Source organism: Pedobacter sp. D749 (assembly GCF_019317285.1).
Classification (GTDB): domain Bacteria; phylum Bacteroidota; class Bacteroidia; order Sphingobacteriales; family Sphingobacteriaceae; genus Pedobacter.
This window is the reverse complement of record NZ_CP079218.1, coordinates 1,579,741-1,604,059: the sequence shown is the minus strand read 5'-3', so window position 1 is coordinate 1,604,059 and position 24,319 is coordinate 1,579,741. Positions and strand designations below refer to the sequence as shown.

16 protein-coding genes are annotated in these 24,319 nt (G+C 38.5%); 9 read left to right on the top strand and 7 right to left on the bottom strand.

Going from position 1 to position 24,319, the window contains the following annotated elements:
• The first annotated feature begins 254 nt into the window (after positions 1 to 254).
• Together topA and KYH19_RS06555 are read left to right on the top strand one after the other, a co-directional pair.
• The gene (topA, locus tag KYH19_RS06560) at positions 255 to 2,819 is read left to right on the top strand and encodes a type I DNA topoisomerase (RefSeq protein ID WP_219078045.1); all 2,565 of its coding nucleotides are present in this window, start codon (positions 255 to 257) and stop codon (positions 2,817 to 2,819) included.
• A gap of 93 nt (positions 2,820 to 2,912) precedes the next feature.
• Entirely contained in the window at positions 2,913 to 3,317 is a 405-nt protein-coding gene (locus tag KYH19_RS06555) for a hypothetical protein (protein WP_219078044.1), read from the top strand.
• A gap of 61 nt (positions 3,318 to 3,378) precedes the next feature.
• On the opposite strand, the gene KYH19_RS06550 is transcribed toward KYH19_RS06555, so the two are convergent.
• Entirely contained in the window at positions 3,379 to 3,801 is a 423-nt protein-coding gene (locus KYH19_RS06550; RefSeq protein ID WP_219078043.1) for a nuclear transport factor 2 family protein, read from the bottom strand.
• 214 nt (positions 3,802 to 4,015) lie between these two features.
• Here KYH19_RS06550 and KYH19_RS06545 point away from each other — a divergent pair, with 214 nt between their 5' ends.
• From KYH19_RS06545 to pbpC, 3 genes are all read left to right on the top strand, one after another.
• On the top strand, positions 4,016 to 9,607 hold the full coding sequence (locus tag KYH19_RS06545; RefSeq protein ID WP_219078042.1) for an alpha-2-macroglobulin: 5,592 nt from the start codon (positions 4,016 to 4,018) through the stop codon (positions 9,605 to 9,607).
• A 131-nt stretch (positions 9,608 to 9,738) separates the two neighbouring features.
• Complete coding sequence (locus KYH19_RS06540; protein WP_219078041.1) at positions 9,739 to 10,290, top strand: transposase; 552 nt, start codon at positions 9,739 to 9,741, stop codon at positions 10,288 to 10,290.
• Positions 10,291 to 10,429: 139 nt separating this feature from the next.
• The gene (gene pbpC, locus KYH19_RS06535) at positions 10,430 to 12,811 is read left to right on the top strand and encodes a penicillin-binding protein 1C (RefSeq protein WP_219078040.1); all 2,382 of its coding nucleotides are present in this window, start codon (positions 10,430 to 10,432) and stop codon (positions 12,809 to 12,811) included.
• Between the two features lie 285 nt (positions 12,812 to 13,096).
• Here pbpC and KYH19_RS06530 read toward each other — a convergent pair whose 3' ends face one another.
• The gene (locus KYH19_RS06530; RefSeq protein ID WP_219078039.1) at positions 13,097 to 13,789 is read right to left on the bottom strand and encodes a lysoplasmalogenase; all 693 of its coding nucleotides are present in this window, start codon (positions 13,787 to 13,789) and stop codon (positions 13,097 to 13,099) included.
• A gap of 532 nt (positions 13,790 to 14,321) precedes the next feature.
• Between KYH19_RS06530 and KYH19_RS06525 the strand changes: the two genes are divergently transcribed.
• Complete coding sequence (locus KYH19_RS06525) at positions 14,322 to 14,954, top strand: phosphatase PAP2 family protein (RefSeq protein ID WP_219078038.1); 633 nt, start codon at positions 14,322 to 14,324, stop codon at positions 14,952 to 14,954.
• 96 nt (positions 14,955 to 15,050) lie between these two features.
• Positions 15,051 to 15,716, top strand: coding sequence for an HAD family phosphatase (locus KYH19_RS06520; RefSeq protein WP_219078037.1), 666 nt, complete (start codon positions 15,051 to 15,053; stop codon positions 15,714 to 15,716).
• A 73-nt stretch (positions 15,717 to 15,789) separates the two neighbouring features.
• Here KYH19_RS06520 and KYH19_RS06515 read toward each other — a convergent pair whose 3' ends face one another.
• Entirely contained in the window at positions 15,790 to 16,962 is a 1,173-nt protein-coding gene (locus tag KYH19_RS06515; RefSeq protein ID WP_219078036.1) for an aldose epimerase family protein, read from the bottom strand.
• Between the two features lie 311 nt (positions 16,963 to 17,273).
• Between KYH19_RS06515 and mgrA the strand changes: the two genes are divergently transcribed.
• Positions 17,274 to 18,263, top strand: a complete 990-nt coding sequence (gene mgrA, locus KYH19_RS06510) for an L-glyceraldehyde 3-phosphate reductase (RefSeq protein ID WP_219078035.1) — start codon at positions 17,274 to 17,276, stop codon at positions 18,261 to 18,263.
• Between the two features lie 189 nt (positions 18,264 to 18,452).
• Positions 18,453 to 19,394, top strand: a complete 942-nt coding sequence (locus KYH19_RS06505) for a cation diffusion facilitator family transporter (protein WP_219078034.1) — start codon at positions 18,453 to 18,455, stop codon at positions 19,392 to 19,394.
• Between the two features lie 139 nt (positions 19,395 to 19,533).
• On the opposite strand, the gene KYH19_RS06500 is transcribed toward KYH19_RS06505, so the two are convergent.
• From KYH19_RS06500 to KYH19_RS06485, 4 genes are all read right to left on the bottom strand, one after another.
• Positions 19,534 to 20,463: an NADP-dependent oxidoreductase gene (locus KYH19_RS06500; protein ID WP_132397462.1), complete on the bottom strand. Its 930-nt coding sequence runs from the start codon at positions 20,461 to 20,463 to the stop codon at positions 19,534 to 19,536.
• Positions 20,464 to 20,474: 11 nt separating this feature from the next.
• Positions 20,475 to 21,848 carry an NAD-dependent succinate-semialdehyde dehydrogenase gene (locus tag KYH19_RS06495; protein ID WP_219078033.1) on the bottom strand — a complete coding sequence of 458 codons (1,374 nt, stop codon included), beginning with the start codon at positions 21,846 to 21,848 and terminating at the stop codon, positions 20,475 to 20,477.
• A 53-nt stretch (positions 21,849 to 21,901) separates the two neighbouring features.
• Positions 21,902 to 23,047, bottom strand: a complete 1,146-nt coding sequence (locus KYH19_RS06490; RefSeq protein ID WP_132397466.1) for a PAS domain-containing sensor histidine kinase — start codon at positions 23,045 to 23,047, stop codon at positions 21,902 to 21,904.
• A gap of 102 nt (positions 23,048 to 23,149) precedes the next feature.
• Positions 23,150 to 24,319, bottom strand: a complete 1,170-nt coding sequence (locus KYH19_RS06485) for a DUF3095 domain-containing protein (RefSeq protein ID WP_219078032.1) — start codon at positions 24,317 to 24,319, stop codon at positions 23,150 to 23,152.

Here is a 24,319-nt window from a genome sequence, read left to right as displayed (position 1 = left end):
CAGCATCAGCCAAGCCAACTAAACCAGACCGAAGTGAAATGCCGATTTTTCATCGGCAGAAACGGGGGCGGGCCCAACCTTAACCTAACAGCATTGTTATTGCTTTTCAAAAACAAAAAAGATTAAAACCAGATTAAAATCCGACCTATAAACCAACATATTTATCACTTAATTGATAAAAAAAATATATTAAATTCTCCTCAGGTTTGGATTTATGCTTTAATTATAGCTTTATTTGCACAAAAACGTATTTCATGGCCAAAAATTTATTAATCGTCGAGTCACCCGCAAAAGCTAAAACTATAGAAGGCTATTTAGGCAAAGATTTCCTTGTGAAATCTAGCTATGGCCACATCCGTGATTTAGTTAAGGGAGATATGGCGATTGATATCAAGAACAATTTTGCCCAAACCTACGAGGTACCGGCCGACAAGAAAAACGTTGTCGCTGAACTAAAAAAACTAGCTAAAGAGGCCGAAATGGTATGGCTAGCATCCGATGAGGACCGCGAGGGAGAAGCTATCTCCTGGCACTTATTCGAAACTTTAGGCCTGAAAGTAGAGAAAACAAAACGTATTGTATTTCATGAGATTACCAAACCTGCAATTCTAAAAGCAATCGATAGTCCCCGTGGGATTGATTATAATCTGGTAAATGCCCAACAGGCACGCCGTGTATTGGATCGTTTAGTAGGTTTTGAACTTTCTCCTGTATTATGGAAAAAAGTAAAGCCATCACTTTCTGCGGGCCGTGTACAATCTGTTGCCGTACGTTTAATTGTTGACAGAGAGAGAGAAGTTTTAAACTTTAATGCAGCTGCTGCATATAAAATTACCGCACAGTTTTCTACCGGCAAAGGAAAAGAAATGGTGAAGGCAGAATTGCCACAACGTTTTGAAAGCGAAGCAGATGCCGAAAAATTTCTTCAGGACTGTGTAAATGCTAAATTCGATATCACGAGTTTAGAAACCCGTCCGGCAAAGCGTAATCCGGCCGCTCCTTTTACCACCTCTACCCTACAACAGGAAGCTTCCAGAAAATTAGGTTTTTCGGTTGCTAGAACCATGCAGGTGGCGCAAAGACTGTACGAAGCGGGTAAGATTACCTACATGAGAACAGACTCTGTAAATTTATCAGAAACCGCTTTAAATGCTGCTGCTGCCGAGATTAAATCTGCTTATGGAGATAAATACCACCAACACCGCATTTATAAAACCAAATCGGCTGGTGCGCAGGAAGCTCACGAAGCCATCCGTCCGACATATTTCGACAGACATACTGTAGATGGAGATATTTCAGAAAAACGTTTATATGATTTAATCTGGAAACGTTCCATTGCTTCGCAAATGAGTGAAGCTTTGTTTGAAAAAACAACCGCACAAATTACCGCTTCAACCCGAAAAGAACATTTGGTGGCCGAAGGTGAAGTATTAAAGTTCGATGGTTTCTTAAAAGTTTACCTGGAATCTACTGATGATGAAGAAAACGAAGAAAAAGAAGGTGGTTCAATTTTACCTCCTTTAGCCAAAGGACAAGAACTATTTTTAAAAGAAATGCAGGCAACGGAACGTTACTCACGTCCGCCGGCAAGATATACAGAGGCCAGTTTGGTTAAAAAACTAGAAGAACTGGGCATTGGCCGTCCGTCTACTTATGCACCAACCATTTCTACGGTACAAAACCGTGGTTATGTGGTAAAAGAAGACAGAGACGGCAAACAACGTAAATTTACATCTATCGTTTTAGCAGACGGACAGGTCAAAAAAGAAATCAAATCGGAAATTACCGGTGCCGAGAAATCAAAACTCTTCCCTACTGATATTGGTGAAGTGGTAAACGATTTCTTAGTAGAACATTTCAAAGGCATTGTAGATTTTAATTTTACGGCCAAAGTAGAAAAGGAATTTGACGAAATTGCACAAGGTTTACAGGAGTGGACTAAAATGCTGCACTCATTCTATAATCCTTTCCATAGTGAAGTAGAAACCACTTTAGAAACTGCCGAACGTGCTACAGGTGAACGTTTATTAGGCTTAGATCCTGCAACAGGTAAAAATGTATATACCAAAGTAGGTAAATTTGGACCATTGGTGCAGATCGGCGAACTTGATGAGGAAGAAAAACCGCGTTATGCCAGTTTAATGCGTAATCAATCGGTAGCCACCATTACTTTGGATGATGCATTGGAACTGTTTAAACTTCCTTTCCAATTACCTGATTTTGAAGGCAAAGAGGTAATGATCGGTGTAGGCCGTTTTGGTCCATATGTAAAGTGGGGCGAAAGTTTTATTTCACTTCCTAAAAACGAAGAGCCGCTATCGGTAACTTATGATAGAGCAGTTGAAATTATCAAACAGAAAATGGATGATGATGCACCTATTGCCCACTATGAAGGTTTAGGCGTTACAAAAGGTAAAGGCCGTTTCGGTCCGTTTATTAAATGGAACGATCTCTTTATCAATATTCCGGCAAAAGGATACGATTTCGACAATTTAACACAAGAAGAGATCAATACTTTAATCGGCAAAAAAGTAGAAAAAGAAGCCAACAGGTACATTAAAACCTGGGATGCTGAAAAAATATCTATTGAAAATGGCCGTTGGGGACCGTTTATCCGTTTTGGCAAATTGATGCTTAAATTAAGGAATAACGAGGCTACCAAACAAAAATACACACCAGAAGAACTGGTTGATATTGATTTGGAAACCGTTAAGAAAATGATTGTGGAGCAGGTACCTAATGCTTTTGAAACGAAGAAAAAAGCGCCCGCAAAGAAAAAAGCAGCTCCAGCAAAAAAGGCAGTAGCGAAGAAGAAATAGGCCAGGATTAAATGATTTTAGGATGGTAGGATTCTGTCATCCTAAAATAAATTATACAATTAACCGATTAAGCAGTTTAAACAGTTAACCCAGTTGAAAGCAGATTTACCAGAAAATACAGTTGAAGATATCGCGATGGCCGTTGTATTAATGGGCGAAACACCCGAAGTAAAAAGCTGGACGGTTTATCTCGTCAATTTAAAAAACGAACCCATAACAAATGTGTTAATCAGCTCAAAAGGTTATGGTGAAAAAGATGGGAAGCAGGTAAAAACTTCTGTATTAAGGCACTTTGTTGGTGATATGGAAGCAAATTCTTTTGCTGGCGTAGAAGCTGTTGATCCTGAAGTTTTTGGTTTAACCAACGAATATTGGCTAAGCTACTACATAGATAGCACCATCTACGACAAAAAATTTATTTTCCTGCCCGAAAGCATCATCGATTCTAATCTAATTAAAATCCCATTGGTGAACAGACCTGGGGTGATGATAAAATAGTCATGAGTCCTTAGTACTGAGTCTTTGACTACCGACTTAGGACTCAAGACCAGGGATTCAATTAAGGCACCTTAACAGCCTGTCTTCCAAGCAACTTCCAGCCTGATTTTTCTTTACTCCAGATTAAAAGAATATACAGTTTTACATTTCCTGGAACATTTTTATCATTCGTTTTAGCATTTAAGGTATGCCTAACCAAGGCTGTTTTATTCTGAATAATAACCGATTGATCCGTTAAGTTGATATCTACAAAATCAGATTCGCCAGAAAGTAAAGAATGTAAAAACTCCTGTTTAGTCTGTATTTTTCCACCCGAATGCCCATAGCTTAAATTATTAAGCACCATTTTATCCAAAGCTACGCTATCTGGGCTAACCATCAGTTTGGCCAATTGCGTCACTGCATTTTCTACTTCAGCTTTCTGTGCAAAACAAAAATGTGTAGGAATTAATAAACACGAAAGAATTAAGAGTTTCTTGATCATATCTGGTTGTATTGAGGTTGATACCGTAAACATATCCAAAACCCTTCAAATGGACAAACCATTCGCTTTAATTTTCAACATTATTTCTTTTAACGTCGATTTTAGTTAATTTTCGGAAAGAACAGAGGAATATCGGCCTATTCAAATAATTTACGGCATAACAATTGCGGCAACCGCAGCATTATATTCTCATTTATCTTAACGAATTTCATTTATGGAACAACCATCTACCTATCAATCGTCCTCAAAAAAGAAATTTATTTTTATTGGCCTGCTTGCTGTTTCAATAGTGGCAATTATATTTATCTATTTCAATAGAAAAAAGAAAAACCACGAAGAAAACCAGGCTTATGCGAAATATATCGAAGCCTATACTTCCGGTACCATTTCGAAAAAGAGTTTTATCCGCGTCCACCTCGCTAATGCCGCAACGGGCATGCAGGATCTGGGCAAAGCAGATACCCGCGAACTTTTCGACTTCTCTCCTTCTATCTCTGGAAAAACCTATTGGATAGACCCTCAAACGGTTGAATTCAGACCTGATGAAAGTCTTAAACCAGGCAAAAACTACGAGGCGACCTTCAAACTTTCTGAAGTTTCTGCTACGGAAAAGGGGCTTGAGGATTTCGATTTTGAATTTAAAGTAATTACCCCGGGGATCATGTTGTCGCAAAACGGCTTGGTTTCACAGAACAACACTTCTCTGGATTACATGAAACTTACAGGTGAAGTAGCTACTGCCGATGTGGAAGAAACCAGTAAAATAGAGAAAACCCTTTCATTGGATTTTGACCAAAAGTTAAAGATCAAGTGGCAGCATGATCCGGCCAAAAATACCTCAAAATTCACTATCGATAGCATTAAAAAGACGGGGAACGACCAAAATCTAAAATTAGAGTGGGATGGTGATGCCATTGATGCCGATCAGAAAGGAGAAGTGGAAGTTCGTGTTCCGGCCATAAATAAATTTGAAATCCTTGATATGAAAGCGATTCAGGGGGAAGAAGATTATGCATTGGTGCAGTTTTCTGAACCGATTGGCGTAGGTCAGGATTTAACCGGTATGATCACTCTTGGTAACTTAAGCGATGTTAGGTATACCATTGATGCCAGTCAGGTTAAAGTGTACGCTCCTGAAGAATTAAAAGGCAATTATGCCTTAAGTGTAAATGCAGGGGTCGAAAATATCAATGCCAAAACGCTAACCACCGGTAAAGTAGCTAATCTTGTTTTTGAAGATAAACTACCATCTGTTACCATTGCAGGCGCAGGTACCATTTTACCGAACTCCGGAAAATTGGTTTTACCATTCGAAGCGATTAATTTAAAAGCGGTTGATGTAACAGTAATTAAAATTTACGAAAATAATATTCCACAGTTCTTCCAGACCAATAGCTATAAGGATGGCAATGAACTGCGCAGGGTAGCGAAACCTATTTTACAGAAAACCGTTCGCTTAGATGAAGATAAAGCGCTTAACCTCCATAAAAAGAACCGATTTACACTCGATCTGGATAAAATGATCCGTACTGAGCCTGGTGCGATGTACCGTGTTACCATTGCTTTCAGACAGGAATATAACGCCTATAATTGTAAAGCCGGAGAAGAAAAAGGCGATGGTGACGATGAGGAAAGCGAATATGGAGATTATGATGGTTATGGTGAAAAGATTGATGAGGACGATGATTTTTGGAAGCGTTATAATAATTATTATCCGCCAAATTACAAATGGGACGATAAAGACAATCCATGCACACCATCATTTTATACCACCCAGCGCTGGGCGAGCAGGAATTTAATTGCCTCGAATATAGGCTTAGTAGCCAAACGCGGTAACGATAACAGCATGCTGATTGTCGCTACCGATTTATTGACGGCAAAACCATTGAGTGGTATAAACCTGGAATTAATGGACTACCAAAAGCAAATCATTTTTACGACTAAAACTGATGGTGATGGTTTTGCAAGTTTTGACTTAAAACGCCAGCCATTTTTATTGATCGCTAAAAATGGTTCAGAACGTGGCTACCTGAAATTAGACGATGGCAGCTCGCTTCCTTTAAGCAGGTTTGATGTGGGAGGCGATGTAGTTCAAAGTGGCTTAAAAGGATTTATTTATGGAGAACGCGGAGTTTGGAGACCTGGTGATAGTTTATTTGTTTCTTTCGTTCTGGAAGATAAACTAAAAAAACTTCCGGCGAATTATCCGGTGACCATGGAATTCTATAATCCAAAAGGACAGCTTTACAAAAGATTGATTAATGGCAAGCCTTTAAATGGGTTCTATACCTTTAAAACTGCTACAGAAAGTACTGCACCTACCGGTAACTGGATGGCTAAAGTGAAAGCAGGCGGTGCTACTTTTACCAAAACCTTAAAAATTGAAACCGTAATGCCAAACCGTTTGAAAATTGATTTCAACGTTGGCAATAGAACATATTTAAGCGCAGGAACCTCAGCCGCTACCCTATCTGCTAAATGGTTATTTGGTGCCGTTGCACAAAACTTAAAAGCTAAGGTTGATGTAAACTTAAACACTACCGAAACCAAGTTTAAAGGCTTTGAGGGTTTTAGTTTTGATAATCCTACGGTTAACTTTGAATCGCAGGTTAAAACCATTTTCGAAGGCACGTTAAACCAAAACGGTACTGCGCAGATTAATACTAATCTAAATGAGAACAATACGGCTCCAGGTGTGTTGAGAGCAAATTTCACCACAAAAGTTTTCGAACCGGGAGGTAATTTTAGTATTGATAATTTCAGTATTCCTTACCATGTGTACAATAGCTATTTAGGGATCCGTGCTGAAAAGGGCGATCGTTTAAGTGGTATGCTGGTTACCGGAAAAGAGCATAAAATTGAAATCGTTAATGTAAATACGGATGGAAAATTATTGAGCGGCACCAAAACCGTTACCGTAGAGTTATATAAAACACAATGGCGCTGGTGGTGGGAACAGGATGATCAATACACTTACGCCAACTTCACCCAAAACCAGTACAATAAACTGGTAGAAAGTCATCAGGTTAGCCTGCTCAACGGAAAAGGAAGCTGGAATTTACGTGTTGATGAACCAGAATGGGGACGTTATTTAATTTTAGTACGCGATGTAAATGGCGGACACGTTACCGGAAAATCTGTTTACGTAGATTGGCCGGGCTGGGCACAACGCGAACAAGGCAGCAACCCAACAGAGGCCTCTATGTTATCTTTCACGGCTAATAAAGAAAAATTCACCGTTGGAGAAGATATTACCTTAACCATCCCAACGGGCAAAAACGGAAGAGCACTTATCTCAATTGAAAACGGAAGCCGGGTATTAAAAACCTTCTGGGTAGATACCAAAGCCGGACAAACGCAATTTAAGTTCAAGGCAGAAAAAGAGATGGCACCTAATGTTTTTGCTAATATTACTTTATTACAACCGCATGCACAAACGGTTAATGATTTACCAATTAGAATGTATGGTGCTATTCCACTTTCTATAGAAGATCCGCAAACCATTTTAAAACCGACCATTAAAATGGCCGATAAAATTAAACCGGAAACCGAAAACACCATTACTGTAGGCGAGCAAAACGGTAAAGCAATGACCTATACTATTGCCCTGGTTGATGAAGGTTTATTGGATTTAACCCGATTTAAAACTCCGGATCCACATGGTGCATTTTATGCCCGCGAAGGTCTGGGCGTTAAAACCTGGGATTTATTCGACTATGTACTTGGCGCATGGGGTGGAAATTTAGAACGTATTTTAAGCATTGGTGGTGACGGTAGCATCAATAAAAACTTAAATCCTGCGAAAGCCAATCGTTTTAAAGCAGTGGTTAAATTTATGGGGCCGTTTACCATTGGTAAAGGCGAAAGCAAAACACACAAATTTAAATTACCACAATACATTGGTGCCGTAAGGGCGATGGTAGTTGCCGGACAGGATGCAGCTTACGGCTTTGCAGAAAAATCGGTTCAGGTTAAAAAGCCGCTAATGGTTCTGGCTACCCTACCGAGGGTAATCGGCCCTGGAGAGAGTTTTACGCTCCCTGTAACCGTTTTCGCTACAGAGAATAACCTTAAAAATGTATCCGTACAGCTTCAGGCAAGTAATTTAATTGTTCAAGGCAGTAACAAACAACAGCTTTACTACAAACAAACGGGTGAGCAGATGACTTCTTTCGAGGTAAAAGCGCCGAATAATGTAGGCATTGCCAAGGTAAAAGTCATCGCACAGAGTGGTTCCGAAAAAACGGTTTATGATGTGGAAATGGACATCCGAAATCCAAATCCTTATGTAACCAATGTGGTTTCTGCAACGGTTCAGCCGCATACTAAATGGGCTGTAAACTATTTACCGATCGGAATGACGGGTACTAATTCTGGTTCACTGGAAGTATCTTCCATCCCGGCGATTAACCTTGGCAAAAGATTGAGTTACCTCATTCAATATCCCCATGGCTGTGTTGAGCAAACGACTTCGGGTATATTCCCACAACTATTTTTAGATCGGTTGAGTCCATTGAACGAACAACAGAAAGCCAGAACAGAGAAAAATATTAAAGCTGGCATAAACAGACTAAAAGGTTTCCAAACTACTGATGGTGGTTTATCTTACTGGCCTGGAGAAGGCACATCTGATGAATGGGGAAGTAATTATGCCGGCCATTTCTTAGTTGAGGCACAAAATGCTGGTTATACCCTACCTGTTGGCCTTCTGGATGAGCTATTGCGCTTTCAAAAATCAAAAGCCACAAACTGGGCACCAAACAGCAATAATTTCTATGGTGGCGATTTATCACAAGCATACCGTTTATACATGCTGGCACTGGCTAAAAAACCTGAAATGGCTGCCATGAACCGTTTAAAAGCTTTCCAATATTTATCTGTGGCTGCGAAATGGCGCTTGGCAGCGGCTTATAAACTGGCTGGGCAAAATGAGGTGGCACAAAACATGATCAGAGGTTTGGATACATCCATCCAGGCTTACAAACAATTGGGTGGAACTTATGGTTCTGATGTACGCGATGAAGCGATGATTTTAGAAACGTTAACGCTACTCGGTCAGAAAGCAAAGGCCGCGAGTTTATTACAGCCTTTAGCAGCCAAGCTTGGCGAAAATACCTGGTACAGTACACAAACAACCGCTTATAGTTTGTTGGCTATTGCTAAATTCTGTGGATCTAACCAATCGGCAAATAAACTGCAATTTCAATATGTATTGGATGGAAAGTCTGCTCCTGTAAATTCTACTCAATATATTAATAGTACACCTGTAACCTTTAAGGGAAATACAGCTTCAGTTACTAATAATGGAAATAATGTACTTTTTGTTCGTTTGGTTTTAGAAGGACAACCAGTTGCTGGTCAGAACAACTTCTTACCTAACCGTCCTGAAGTTTTGGATATGAGTGTGAGCTACAAACGTTTAAACGGAAAAGTTTTAGATCCTACTACTTTAAAACAAGGAACAGATTTCTATGCAGAAGTAACTGTAAAAAATCCTGGGCGAATGGGTTACTACGAACAAATGGCATTAACTCAAATTTTCCCTTCTGGATGGGAAATTATCAATACACGCGTGAACGATAATCAAAGTATTTTGGCTTCATCTCCTTTTACCTATCAGGACATCAGGGATGATCGCGTTTTCACTTACTTTAACGTAAGAGAAGGTGAAAGCCTGGTGTATAAGGTATTGCTGAACGCATCTTATCTGGGCAAATATTACTTATCGGCTGTTCAATGTGAAGCGATGTATAACAATGATATCTCGGCTACAGAGGCAGGCAAGTGGGTGCAGGTGGTGAAGTAGAATATTTTGTGCACCACAAAATACTGGTCGTAGCGTCTCGCTACGACCTATAATTACATTAACGTTGAGTTGATTAAACTGAGCGAGAGTCTTAGCGAGACGCTAAGACTAGGTATCGTTTGTAAAATAAAATGGGAAGAAAGTATAAATTTCATGATAATACTAAACTTTATTTTGTGACTTTCACCGTTGTAGATTGGATTGACGTATTTACAAGGCAAGAATACATTGATATTATTTATGATAGTTTAAGGTTTTGTCAAAAACAAAAGGGATTAGAATTATATGCCTATTGCATTATGACAAATCACATCCATCTAATTATTGGGACTGAAAATGGAGTAATATCTGATATTGTAAGAGATTTTAAAAGTTTTACTTCAAGGCACATTAGGAAATCCATTGAAAATAGCAATACTGAAAGTCGAAAGTTGTGGATGTTAGAAATTATGAAAAAATTAGGGAGTAAAAATGAAAGAAATAAAGACTTTCAATTTTGGCAACAGCACAGTCACCCCATAGAACTAGATACAAATGATTTTTTAGACCAGCGTTTAAATTATATTCACCAAAATCCTGTGATGGCAGGCTTTGTAGAAAAAGAAGAAGATTGGATTAACAGTAGTGCTGGCGATTATTATCAAATTAGAAAGGGACAAGTTGATCTTATTATTATCGAATAACTTTTAATATTTTGAAATAATATATGCCAAGTCTCTAGTCGTAGCATCACGCTACGACTTTCTAAAAATAAAAAATAATAAACAACAAATGTCTTAGCGAGACGCTAAGACTAGAGTTAAGGCCAGAATTAAAAATTAAATGAACAAAATCCCAAAAGCATTTCTCATTTCCGACATCATCTGCTTTGTATTGCTTTTGGCTTTCCTTTTCGCTTTACCATCCAAACTTTTCAAAACGCCTACCTCCTATGTTATTGAGGCCAGCAATGGTAATTTATTAAGTGCTGCAATTGCCAGCGATGGACAGTGGCGCTTCCCGGTAGCAGACAGCGTCCCAGTAAAATTTAAGGATTGCATTATCGCTTTCGAGGATAAACGATTTTATAGCCACTTTGGCGTAGATATATTGGCCATGAGCAGGGCCATGCGACAAAACTGGCGGGCAAAAAGTGTGGTAAGTGGCGGCAGTACCTTAACCATGCAGGTAATCCGTTTATCACGAAAACAAGACCGAACGGTTTGGCAAAAACTATTGGAAGTAATTTTAGCATTACGCTTAGAAATAAAATACTCAAAGGAAGAAATTATTGGCTTATATGCTGCTAACGCGCCTTTTGGAAGTAATGTAGTGGGTTTGGAGGCTGCAAGTTGGCGCTATTATGGACGTGATGCCAAAACGCTCTCCTGGGGTGAGATGGCTACTTTAGCCGTTCTTCCCAACAGCCCATCGTTAGTTCATCCTGGTAAAAACTCGAGCAGGCTGATCAAAAAAAGAAACGATTTATTAGATAAGTTAGCCAAGTTAAAATACATGGATCAGGCAACGGCTAATTTAGCTAAGTTAGAGCCTGTTCCCGGCAAGCCCATGCCCCTACCACAAAATGCGCCCCATTTATTAAACCGTTTTAAAGCGGAAAGAGCAAGTTTAAAAATCAATTCTACGAGGATTACCTCCACATTGGATGAAAACATCCAGTTGAAAGTAAACTCGATATTAAAACGCTATAACAACCGCTACAGAGCCAACGATATTAATAATATATCAGCTTTAGTGCTTGACGCCAGAACTGGTCATGTGGTGAGTTATGCAGGCAATATTTACCAGCCGGAAAATGCTGACCTGCAAAGTCACGTAGATATGATTAAAGCGCCGCGCAGCCCGGGTAGTACCTTAAAACCTTTGCTTTATGCCAGCATGATGAATGATGGATTCATATTGCCGCACACCCTAATTCCAGATATCCCGACTCAAATAGCAGGTTATTCGCCTCAAAATTATGATCTGGGTTATGACGGCGCTATCGCTGCAGATAAAGCGCTGAGCCGCTCTCTGAACATCCCGGCAGTGAAAATGTTGCAGCAATATAAATACGAACGCTTTTATGATAAATTAAAAAAATTAGGGATAGGAACACTGAACCAGCCAGCAGATCATTATGGTCTGTCATTAATTTTGGGTGGTAGTGAAGTTACGATGTGGGATTTGGCCAACACTTACATGGGTATGGTGCGTACGCTTAACCATTTCAACACCTACAAAGGCCTTTACAATACTGAAGACTATAAACAGGCAACTTACTTTAATAATATAACTAAAGAAGAAAAAGACTATCAGCGCAACTCATTTTTAGATCATGGAGCAATATGGGCAACCTTTAATGCCATGGAAGAAGTGATGCGCCCGGGTGATGAAGGCTTATGGGAACAATTTTCCTCGTCGCAAAGAATAGCATGGAAAACTGGTACCAGTTTTGGTTTTCGCGATGCCTGGGCCGTAGGCTTAACTCCAAATTATGTAGTGTGTGTTTGGGTGGGTAATGCAGATGGAGAAGGCAGACCGGGTTTAGTAGGAATAGAAGCAGCCGCACCAGTACTCTTTGATATTTTTAGGTTATTACCCAATGGAAAATGGTTTGAAACGCCCACAACCAAGCTTAAAAAGCTTAAAATTTGCAAAAAAAGCGGTTACAAGGCAGCAGAATATTGCACAGATGTTGTAGAAGAGCTTGTTCCCGTTTCCGGAGAAAAAACTGCCATCTGTCCTTTTCACAAACTGGTACATTTAGACAGAACAGGTACTTTTAGGGTCACCGACCAATGCGAAAGCATACCCTATATGCAGCACAAAAGCTGGTTTATTTTACCACCGGCCATGGAATATTATTATAAAATAAAAAACAGCGATTATAAATCCCTCCCTCCTTTTAAAGCTGGCTGTGAACTCTCGGGCGGAAATAGTGTAATGGAAGTCATTTATCCAAAAAATAATGCGATAGTTTACATTCCCTTAGAACAGGATGGCTCAAGAGGTAAAATTGTGCTTAATGCAGCACACAGAAATGCAGGTGCTAAAATATATTGGCACATTGATAATGAATACGTAGCAACAACAACTAATTTTCATCAATTGGCCATTAGTCCGCCACCAGGTAAACATACCTTAACCTTAGTTGATGAAAATGGAGAACGCCTGGTACAGTCTTTTACTGTTTTGGATAAGGAAAAGAAAGGTGGAAGATAAAGGATGATATGATTGAAGATTTAGGCAGTGATTTATATTTTTCTTTCCTCTACAACCTTGAGTTTTATAAACCTGATATAGTGAAAATCCTTTTTAATTTGCAACGACCTTAAATACACTGTCATGCTGAGGCACGAAGTATCTGTAACCGATACGCTCCATCCGTATTCAATGCACTGACAGCACCTGTTAAAAAGATTGGAACGATAGCAGGACTACAGTAACCGATTAATACAGAACCCTGCTTTCAAAAAACAAAAATCAGATTTTACAGACCACAACTCCCTATACTTCCGTCCGCATTACTACCAACTTGCGCTCAATAGTACCATAAACAATTAAATATTGTGCAATCATATATGTAGCCATAATCAGCGCACCGCCTTGCGGAATGGGCTGCGCAAATTTATTAACAGCTAAGACACTGTCAGACAGCAAGAAAAACAACGCACCATAAAGAATAAGTTTAAAACTAAAAATATTCACTTTTCCATAGCGGTTAACAGCCATTAATGCCATCACACAGATAATAATGGCATACATTAAAACAGGGAACTGCATTGCTCCTAGTTTTGGCTGGAGGTAGAAAAACAGACCTGAGCAAAAGATGGCAAATGCCCCCACAGCCCATAAAAAATAGGGTGTTTTATGACTTGGATTCGATTTATGATCGAGCGTAAATGCCCTGATGTAAAAAATATGGCAAACTAAAAAAGCAGCCAATCCGAAGATAAAAAAACTTGTCCTTCCATCCTGCAGCATCAATAACAGATCTCCTGCCCAAGCAAAAATTAATCCTGTAAAAATCCTTTTATGGAATCGGCCTTTCAAATTTGTAGCAACATATAGCCATACCAAAAGTATCAGCACAATCAGCGGTTTAGAAAAAGTACCCAAGCTTGTATTATTGCTATATTCGGCATATAGCTGAATTACAAATACAAGGGAGAATATAAATGAAAATAGTTTAGTCTTCATCAGTATTAAGATTTGCATTCTGCAAATTAAAAAACCAAATTACGGATATTAAATGGATAGCCACAAAAATTACTCAATAACCTATCTGTAATTTAAAGAACGATACTGGTAAAATAACGACCTGGAATACTCGAAGTGCTAAAACGGAAATATGGGAACAACCTAAGCACCTCCTCTTTTAAAGGAGGTAGGCTTGGGCTGAAGCGTTAATACAAAAAGTATAATTTGTGAATAAATTGTCGAAGCGTGTGCTTCTTTAGTCGGCAGGAAATTAATCCTGCCAACCTGTTAAGCATAGATATCCTTATTATCTGACCCGAATATTAAAAATCATTTCAACTTATTATAACGGATTATACAGATAGGTGTATTTCCTTGATGAATCGTCTTATTTCCATGATGAAATTTTCAACCTTATGGTTTTTCTTAAAATCAAATTTAGATTTGGTTATCAAATCCTAACCAGTTTAAAAAAGCTGAAAATTTTGCACCTATTGCCATAAAATCCATAGTTTTGGCTTTTCCTAAACCTATGGCTTTAAAACGAAATACATTAATCTTTATACTCGTCGTACTCATAGCTGCTTTTACTTGTTTAAGTTTTTTTATTGCGCAGCATCCTATACTTGATTTTGACATTAAAACTTCTCTCTTTATTCAACAATACCATGCAGACTGGTTGGATAAATTGATGCTGGCCATTAGCTTTTTTGGCGAACTTCCCTATTCATTACTTTCAGTAATAGTTGTGGCGTTTATATTTTATTATCAGAAATATAAGCGTGAGGGAATATTCATTTCGACGGTGCTACTATCCGGATTAATTATTCTGGGTATAAAAAATGTAATCGACCGTCCTCGCCCTACTGCATTTTACGTACGTCTGGTAGAAGTAAACCGGTTTCAAAGCTATCCCAGCGGGCATGTACTTTCTTACACGCTTTTTTTTGGTTTCTTAATTATTTTGATGAATACTTTGAAAGATGTGCCGAGGCTAACAAGGAATATAGTAACCTATTTATCAGCATTTTTGATGATCACCATTGCCCCATCCAGAATTTACCTGGGTGCACATTGGTTTACAGATACCGTTGGTGGTTTTCTTTTAGGCTTGATTTGCCTCTTCCCACTTTGTTACTTTTATTTTAAAAAGCAAAAAGATTAATACTTTCTTACTGTTTCACTTCCTTGATGAGTTAAATTTTGGTAATGATAACCGTATTTTATCATAATCATAAAAAAATCTGATAATTTTGCAGCCATGACGAACGATAAACCTAAAGCTTTCCTTTTCGATCTTAACGGAACCATGATTAACGATATGGCTTTCCACAATCGTGCATGGCATGATATACTTACGCAAGATTTAGGCGCAAGCATCAGCTTTGATGCGGTTAAAAAACAGATGTACGGCAAAAACCAGGATCTGTTGGAACGTGTTTTTGGTGTTGGTCATTTCTCACAGGAACAAATTGATCAGATTTCTATCGAGAAGGAACACCGTTATCAGGCGGCATATAAAAAACATTTATCGTTAATAGCTGGCTTAGGCGATTTTTTCGAAAAAGCAAAACAATCAGGCATTCAAATGGCAATTGGTTCGGCAGCTATTCCTTTCAACATTAATTTTGTTCTTGATAACTTAAATATCCGCTCTTATTTTAAAGCTATAGTAAGTGCTGAAGACGTTGTGAATAGTAAACCAGATCCGGAAACCTTTACCAAAGGGGCTGAAATTTTAGGTATTGAAGCTAAGCAATGTATCGTTTTTGAAGATGCACCAAAAGGTGTTGAAGCCGCCCAAAATGCGGGGATGAAATGTGTTGTACTAACCACCATGCACACCAGGGAAGAATTTTCTGATTACAATAACGTTTTTGCTTTTATAGAAGATTATACTGATCCTGTTTTACAGGAACTTTTCTAAAATAAATACAGCCTGCATTTCTATAGGCCGTATTTATTTTATGATTATCGGGATACATTGATCCTTGACATGATTATTTGGTAAATTTATAGATAGAACTCGTTTTATACACCTCTCCTGGCTTTAAAACCGTTGACGGAAAAGCAGGTTGATTTGGAGAATCCGGAAAATGCTGCGTTTCCATTGCAATTGCGGTTCTAAAATCATCTTTAGCACCAGTTTTAAAAGTATTTTTACTTTGCATAAAGTTCCCGCTGTAGAACTGTAAACCTGGCTCCTGCGTATAAATATCCATTATAATACCCGATTTATCTCCTTTAACCGTAGCCGCATGGAACATGCCCATTGCTTTGTTTTTATTAAGCACATAGTTGTGATCGTAACCTTTACCAAAAGTTAATTGCTCATTTTTATCATGTATACGAGCACCAATAGTTGTTGCGGTGGTGAAATCGAAGGGCGTACCCTTAACTTTATCCATTTTTCCGGTCGGGATTAAAGTAGAATCAACAGGTGTATATTCATCTGCATAAATCTGCACTTTGTGATTCAAAATCTCACCGCTTCCATCGCCATTTAAATTAAAAAATGCATGATTTGTTAAATTTACCACTGTAGTTTTATCTGTTTTAGCTTCATAATCCATTTTCAATTCATTATCGTCTGTTAAGGTATAAGTTACCTTAACATCTAAATTACCAGGAAACTTTTCATCGCCATCTTTTGATAAATAATGTAGCACCAAAGTATTGGGGTTAGGCTGGTTCGCATCCCAAACTACATATTGATATCCTTTTTTTCCACCATGAAGAGTATTTTGTCCGTTATTGGTAAACAGCGAATAGGTTTTACCTTCAAGCGTAAATTTACCTTTGGCAATTCGGTTGCCATATCGGCCAATAGTTGCACCAAAATAGGGTTCGGTAGATTTTTCGTAATCACCAACACTTTTAAAACCCACCACCACATCTACTAACCTACCATCTTTATCCGGCACCAATAAACTAACCAGGCGCCCACCGTAATTGGTAAAAATTGCTTCCGCATTGTTCTTATTCTTTAAAGTGTATAATGCTGTTTGTTTACCATCAGTTTCCTTTTTAAAAGAATCGGGGAATAATTTTACAACTGCCGCAGAATCGCTTTTCAAACTATCTGCTGATGAAGATTTTTGTGTTCCGGATTGAAAAGATGTAAAGCCGATAGCTACTAGCGCGCTTAGGCCAAATAATACTTTTGGTTTCATAAAATGGAATACTTGGTTTAGATTTTAATTATAAATATATCACTTAATTTTACAAATAAAACGATTTAGAACAATCAAAAACATATTATATTCAATAATTTGCCCAGGATATCAGCAACGATACGATTTGCAGAATTGATGATCACAAAATGTGGAAGTATAAAAATTAACCTTGAATAGATTTTTGCCAAATATTTGCAGCAACCAGATACTGATTGTATAGTCCATCACTTATAAGGTGATAATATATTTAGCAATAGCCATTAAATTCCGCTAAAACTAATTATTATTGTGGCAATCAAAACTCAAATATGAACCAAATCATTTTAAGAGATCGTTACGACAAAATGCTATATCGCCGTTGTGGAAACAGCGGCTTAAAATTGCCCGCAATATCATTGGGTTTATGGCATAATTTCGGACATGTAAACGTTTTTGAAAACAGCAAAAATCTCATCTCCACTGCTTTTAACCATGGAATTACCCACTTCGATTTAGCCAATAATTATGGTCCGCCTCCTGGTTCGGCTGAAGAGGTTTTCGGAAAAATCCTTTATGAAAATTTTAAGGGTTACCGTGACGAAATGATTATTTCGAGCAAAGCGGGATATACCATGTGGGATGGTCCTTATGGTGACTGGGGGTCGAAAAAATACCTGGTTTCTAGTTTAGACCAAAGCTTAAAACGCATGAAACTGGATTACGTTGATATTTTTTACCACCATCGGCCGGATCCTGAAACTCCTTTGGAAGAAACTATGGGCGCTTTAAGTCTTTTAGTTCAACAAGGCAAAGCTTTGTATGTGGGTATTTCAAATTATCAGGTAGAAGAAGCTGCAAAAGCAATTAAAATTTTAAGAGATAACGGTACTCCGTGTTTAATTCACCAGCCGAAATATTCCATGTTTGAACGTTGGATAGAAAATGATTTACTTGATGTTTTAACACAAAATGGTGTGGGTTGTATTCCGTTTTCGCCATTGGCTCAGGGTTTACTTACCGATAAATATTTACATGGCATTCCTTCCGATTCGAGAGTTGCTACAAGTGGTGTTTTCCTGAAAGAAAGTAATATTACACCGGAGAAATTAGCTGTAATTACCAAACTTAATGATGTTGCGAAATCGCGTGGACAAAAATTAGCGCACATGGCTTTATCCTGGATCCTGAAAGACAAAAGGGTAACTACTGTTCTGATTGGCGCCAGTAAACCAGAGCAGATTACCGATTCAATTAAAGCATTAGATAACATTGAATTTAGTGAAACTGAAATTAAATTGATTGATGAGATTTTAGGTTAAAAAACCCAAAATAGCCGTCATCCCGATCCGATAACTATCGGATGGAGCATAGCGAAATGGAGAGATCTTTGAACATTGTTAAAAGATTTCTCCACTGCAGTCGAAATGATGACCCTATCTGCTCATACTTTTCAAAACCAAATCAATTTAAAACCGTTTAAGAAATAAATCCTTTACATTTCTTAATCTATGGCAAGAGCCAACAATTCTATTTACAGCGCATTAGCGGCCAATTTATTAATTGCAGTAACTAAATTCATTGCGGGGGCATTTACCAACAGCTCATCGATGATTGCCGAAGGCATTCACTCTACGGTTGACACCAGCAATCAACTTTTATTGCTCTATGGCTTAAAAAGAAGCGTAAAACCGCCTGACAAATCCCGCCCATTTGGTTATGGTAAAGAGCTGTATTTCTGGTCGTTTATTGTATCCATCATGATTTTTGGTTTAGGTGGTGTGGTCTCTATTTCGCAAGGGATTGCGCATATCCGTCATCCTGAAGTTTTGGGCAATCCTACCTGGAATTATGTAGTATTGGGGTTATCTTTCTTATTTGAGGGTGCCTCTTTGATCATTGCGATGAAGGAATTTAACAAAACACGTAAAGGTTTACCCTGGTGGAAAGCCATTATTAAAAGTAAAGATCCCTCAGGCTTTTTAGTGTTATTTGAGGATGGAGCTGCCGTTTTAGGATTATTGATTGTTTTTATATTTATGGTATTAAGCCACAACTTAAACCTTCCATTTTTAGATGGACTGGCTTCTGTTTTGGTGGGTACACTCTTAATTTTCGTATCTTTTATACTGGCCAGGGAAAGCCGAAGTTTATTAATGGGCGAAGGCTTAACACCTGAAACGCAGCAGAAGATAAAAGAACTGGCAGAAAATGATCAGGATGTGATTATGGTAACAAGCATTTTATCCCAATATCAATCGCCAAAGGAAGTACTGCTTGTGCTCATTCTTACGTTTAAAGCAGAATTAAACACTACCGATTTAACCAATGCAATAGACAGGTTGAGGGATAAAATAAAATCAGAGTATAACGTGATCAAGTTTGTCATTATTCAACCACAGTCTGCCGACGTAACGGAGAATGATTTTAGTAAGGATATTTATTTGGAGTAATACTTGTTTTTTTGACCATTAAGCTGTTAAGATCATTAAGATTTAAAGTTTGAATATTATCGCCCTTCTGAATTTATTCAGGAGGACGATAATAATATGAATTATTATTTCTTCGGACATCCGACTTCGGACTTCTCTACTAAATTACCTGCAATACAATCTTTCCTCTCGTATGTCCCTGCTCACTTTCGGTTTGAGCTTGCCTGGCGCTGGTAAAAGGCAAAACTTTTTCTATAACAGGTTTAACTTTACCTGAATCGATCAAAGTAGCAATTTCAGTCAGTTGATCAGGAATTGATTGCGCCATAAAACCGGTAAGATGAACGTTTTTCGCCTTTGCTTCTGCCACAAACTCTGGCATTAAGGTGGTGATTACCCTTCCACCTGCTTTTAGTATAGTTAACGATTTGAGTTGCGTTTCTCCGCCAATGGTATCTAAAACCAGATCAACATCACTTAAAGCAGTCTCAAAATCTTCCATTTTATAATCGATTACCTCATCGGCACCTAAACGTTTCAAAAAATCGATATTAGCGCTTGATGCGGTACCGATCACGTAGGCTCCTTTCCATTTTGCAAATTGTACGGCATAGGTTCCTACCCCACCGGCTGCAGCATGAATCAGTACTTTTTGTCCGGCTTTTAACAAACCATGATCGAATAAGGCTTGCCATGCCGTTAAACCTGCCAATGGTACTGCAGCAGCTTCGGTATGCCCAATGCTAGTGGGTTTAATGCTGATAATGTTGGCTTTTACCACAATGTATTCAGCATAAGCACCGTTTTTAGTTGGATCCGGCCTGCCATACACTTCATCTCCCTTTCTAAAAGCACTCACTTTTTCGCCTAATGCTTCAATTGTTCCGGAAACATCCCAACCGAGGGTTAAAGGTAGTTTTCCTGGAAATTTCACTTTCCTTTGTCCTTCTCTAATTTTCCAATCCACCGGATTTACGCTGGTTGCATGCACTTTAATTAATACTTCATCTGGTGCTGGCTGGGGAACCGGAATTTCATCTATAGATAAAACTTCTGGTCCGCCAAACTCATGGATTCTAACTGCTTTCATATCGGATATTATTATTTGATGTACACGGTTTTGATATTCACAAACTCATGAATACCGAACATACTTAATTCACGGCCGTAGCCAGATTCATTGATGCCTCCAAAAGGCAATGCTGGATCTGATTTAACACCTTCATTTACAAAACAAGAGCCTGCTGCAAGTTTATTTCGCGCAATGTCTTCTGCTATTGCTGCATTTTCGGTAAAAACTGCTGCGCCCAATCCAAAATTGGTATCATTGGCAATGCGGATGGCATCTTCAGTATCTTCTGCGGAGATAATTGCAGCTACAGGACCGAATATTTCTTCATCATAAGCCAATACGCCCTTTTTTACATCGGTTAATATGGTGGGTTGGTAATAAGCATGATCACCTTCCATCCTGGGGATTTCTCCACCCAGAATACATTTTGCACCCTGTTCGATACTCTTTAAAACCTGCTGATGCAATTCATCGCGAAGGTCAGCCCTCGCCATTGGTCCTAAATCAGTATCGTTCTGCAAGGGATCTCCTGTTTTTTTACTTTCCATTTCTGTTTTGAAAAGTTGGGTAAATTGCGTTTCAACTGTTTTAACCACAATGAAGCGTTTTGCAGCAATACAGCTTTGTCCGTTATTGATTAGCCTGGCTTCCGCACATATTTTGGCAGCCTTTTCTAAATCGGCATCTTCCAAAATTACATAAGGATCGCTCCCACCGAGTTCCAAAACTGTTTTTTTAATTAATTTTCCTGCTTGTTCGGCTACTTTCTTACCGGCTTCGGTGCTTCCTGTAAGGGTTACGGCTTTGATATAAGGGTATTCAATTACTTTTGAAATAGATTTACTACTGCAAATCAGTGTTTTAAAAACATTGTCAGGAAAGCCAGCACCGACAATTACTTTTTCTATTTCTATGGCACAGCCTGTAACACCCGATGAATGTTTTAAAACGCCGCAGTTACCAGCCATTAAAGTTGGCGCCAAAAAGCGAAACACTTGCCAGAAAGGGAAATTCCAGGGCATAATGGCCAATACCACACCAATAGGCTGGAAACTCACATAACTTTTGGTTGCACTGGTTTTTATGATTTGATCAGCTAAAAATTCAGCACCGTTTTTTGCATAGTATTCACAAACAGAAGCACATTTGACAACTTCTGCTACGCCAGCTTTTAGGGGTTTCCCCATTTCTAACGCCATAAGTTCGGCCAGCTGATCTTTACGTTCGATTAAAAGTTTCGAAACCTGCAGGAGTAGCTTCGAGCGGCTTTGAAAATCGGTTTCCTTATAACTTAACCATGCTTGATGTACCTGATCAATTTTCTGATCGATTAACTCCTCAGTATCTTCCCGATAGGTTTTTATGATTGCCCCGTTTACAGGGTTTACAGATGAAATGCTCATTTAACAGTAACAAATGAGCATTTAAGATTGTGTTTTTTATTTGAATATTTCAGCTAAGAAACAAGTGGAATCTCAAAATGGAAGGTAGAACCTTCGCCGTACTTACTTTCTACCCATATTTTACCGTTATGACGGTTAATAATCTCTGCGCTGAGGTATAAACCTATCCCGAAACCCGAAATGGTTTTAGTTTCTTGGCTTTCTACACGGTAATACCGGTCAAAAAGTTTTTCCAGATCATGAGCCTGGATGCCAATGCCGTGATCGGTTACAGAAACATTTATTTTACTCTCTTTGCTTGCCGATTGAATCAAAACAGTACTGCTCTGATCTGAATATTTTACAGCGTTGCTGATCAAATTTGAAATTACAGAGCCAATTTTATCTTTATCTGCGTAAATTAATTTAGCATCTCCCCCTTCAAAATCAATCTGGTTAGTGGGATATATTAATCTTAAATCTTCAACAAGGTCATGAATCAGTTTATTGAGATCAAAATGAGATAGGTTCAATTGAATTTCTCCTGATTCTAAACGCGATACATTTAAAAAAGAACTGATTAATGTGCTCATTTTGCGGATCTGCTTTTGCACCTTAGCCAACGTATTTGCGACAAAAGTATCTGGTAAACTTCGACTCTGCATTAACTGTACGTAAGCACTGATAGAAGTTAATGGCGTTTTCAATTCATGGCTTACCATACTGATAAAATCATTCTTTTGCTGGTCTTCCTTTATACTGATTAAAATCTGTTCCTGATCTAGTGCTTCACGTTGCAGTTCTGTCTCCTTGATTGCCTTTTTTGCCTTTATCATATCAGTAACATCGCTAGCAGTATGGATAATACAATAAGGTATTCCGGACTCATCCTTAATAGCCCGATATTCGTAGGTATAATAAGCAGTTTGTAACTTACCATCCCTCATTGTTTCGGCAGGAATAGCATCACCATTATCCGTAATTCCTGTAAGCAGCACATTTTTCAGCATATTTATAAAAGGCTGTCCCTTTAACTCAGGCACTGCATCTTCCAGTGGTTTGCCAATAACAGAGCGGTCTTTACCCCAAAAGGAAATCATGGCGTCGTTAGCCATTTCAATTACGATTTGTTCTGAAGTGTATATAGCTGTTGCATCTTTTGATAAGAAAAGAACCTCTAAAAGTTGATCATTACTTAAAACCTTTGAATAACTTTTCATATATGGGTAGACTATGCTGATATTTTGATGAATCAAATTGAACTAAGTATCATACAAGTCAGCCTTCACAAATGTTTGGTTAGTCTGTTAAATTGTTGACTTTTATCGCAAAACGTTAAATTTATCGCGTATTTTCTGTTTAAGGATTCCTGCGGCCTGGGTATATCCTCCATCTGCTCCATCAACAAAATGAATATGGTCATCTTCCAGGTCCCTTACATAACAAGACATCACCGATTCGCCACTTACATAAAAAGCATACAAAATTTCATTGTTTTTTTCAAGCTGGTTAAGGGCTTGCTCTAAAGCCAAACGTTGCTTTGCCGTACCGGTAATTACCGTATTTATCCTGCCATCTACCACGAGTGTATCCGACATTTCGACAAGTTGCTTCAGGTATTTTTTACCACTGTCTGTCCGGAAATAAATATATCCGTAAACGTTGATGAACCATGATTTGATGAGTTCAAGGAATTTAATCTTTCCCAGGCGGTGCTTCATCTCCTTACCCAAACTATTAAAGCTTGTTCTGAAAATTAATTTAGGAACAGAAATGGGCTGACGCTTTTCCGGACTTCCATAAATTTGATCAAGGTGAAGGATTACTTTGCTGAACACGGCTGCCTGTTGCGCTATTTCTGATGCGATCACGACTAATGTAACCACCTCCTCACTGTTTTCAGGTGGTTCAATCTTATCCCAGCGACATTGCATCCCACTTAAATCAATTTCATCGCTTAAGGTATGATGATCAGCCAGCAGGTAATTTTCTCCCTTTATAATTTGTTCGGCATAAGCCAGGCCATCGCCCAAAACAATGGGTATAGAAAATGTTTCAGCGCTGCTAAATCTACAAATCTTAAGGGTATGACCTTTTTTATAAATTTCTGCAACGGGTATAATCCCAGCCCTTAAATCGAGGTTAAAATTCAGTAAAGTGTTCTCTTTGTATTTTAACAGTGATTTCATCACATCATCTACAATACCTGGCGGAACAATAAAAGTGGCCCCATCGCCACCAAAAAAGAATGGAACCGAAATATTAGCTTTAAACGCAATATTGAGCACGGCAACAATACTTCCCGTAGCAATAAGGTTAACATTCTCGTGCAGCCCCGAATTTACAGCAGCTGTTGAACGCTTGATATCGGTAATAATTACGCACCAGCTTGCAATTACATTTTCAAATAATTGATCTTTAATCAATAACTGATGTAATGGCATTTTATGAATGGGCAAATTGGAATAGAAATGATCTTCGCTATCTGGCAT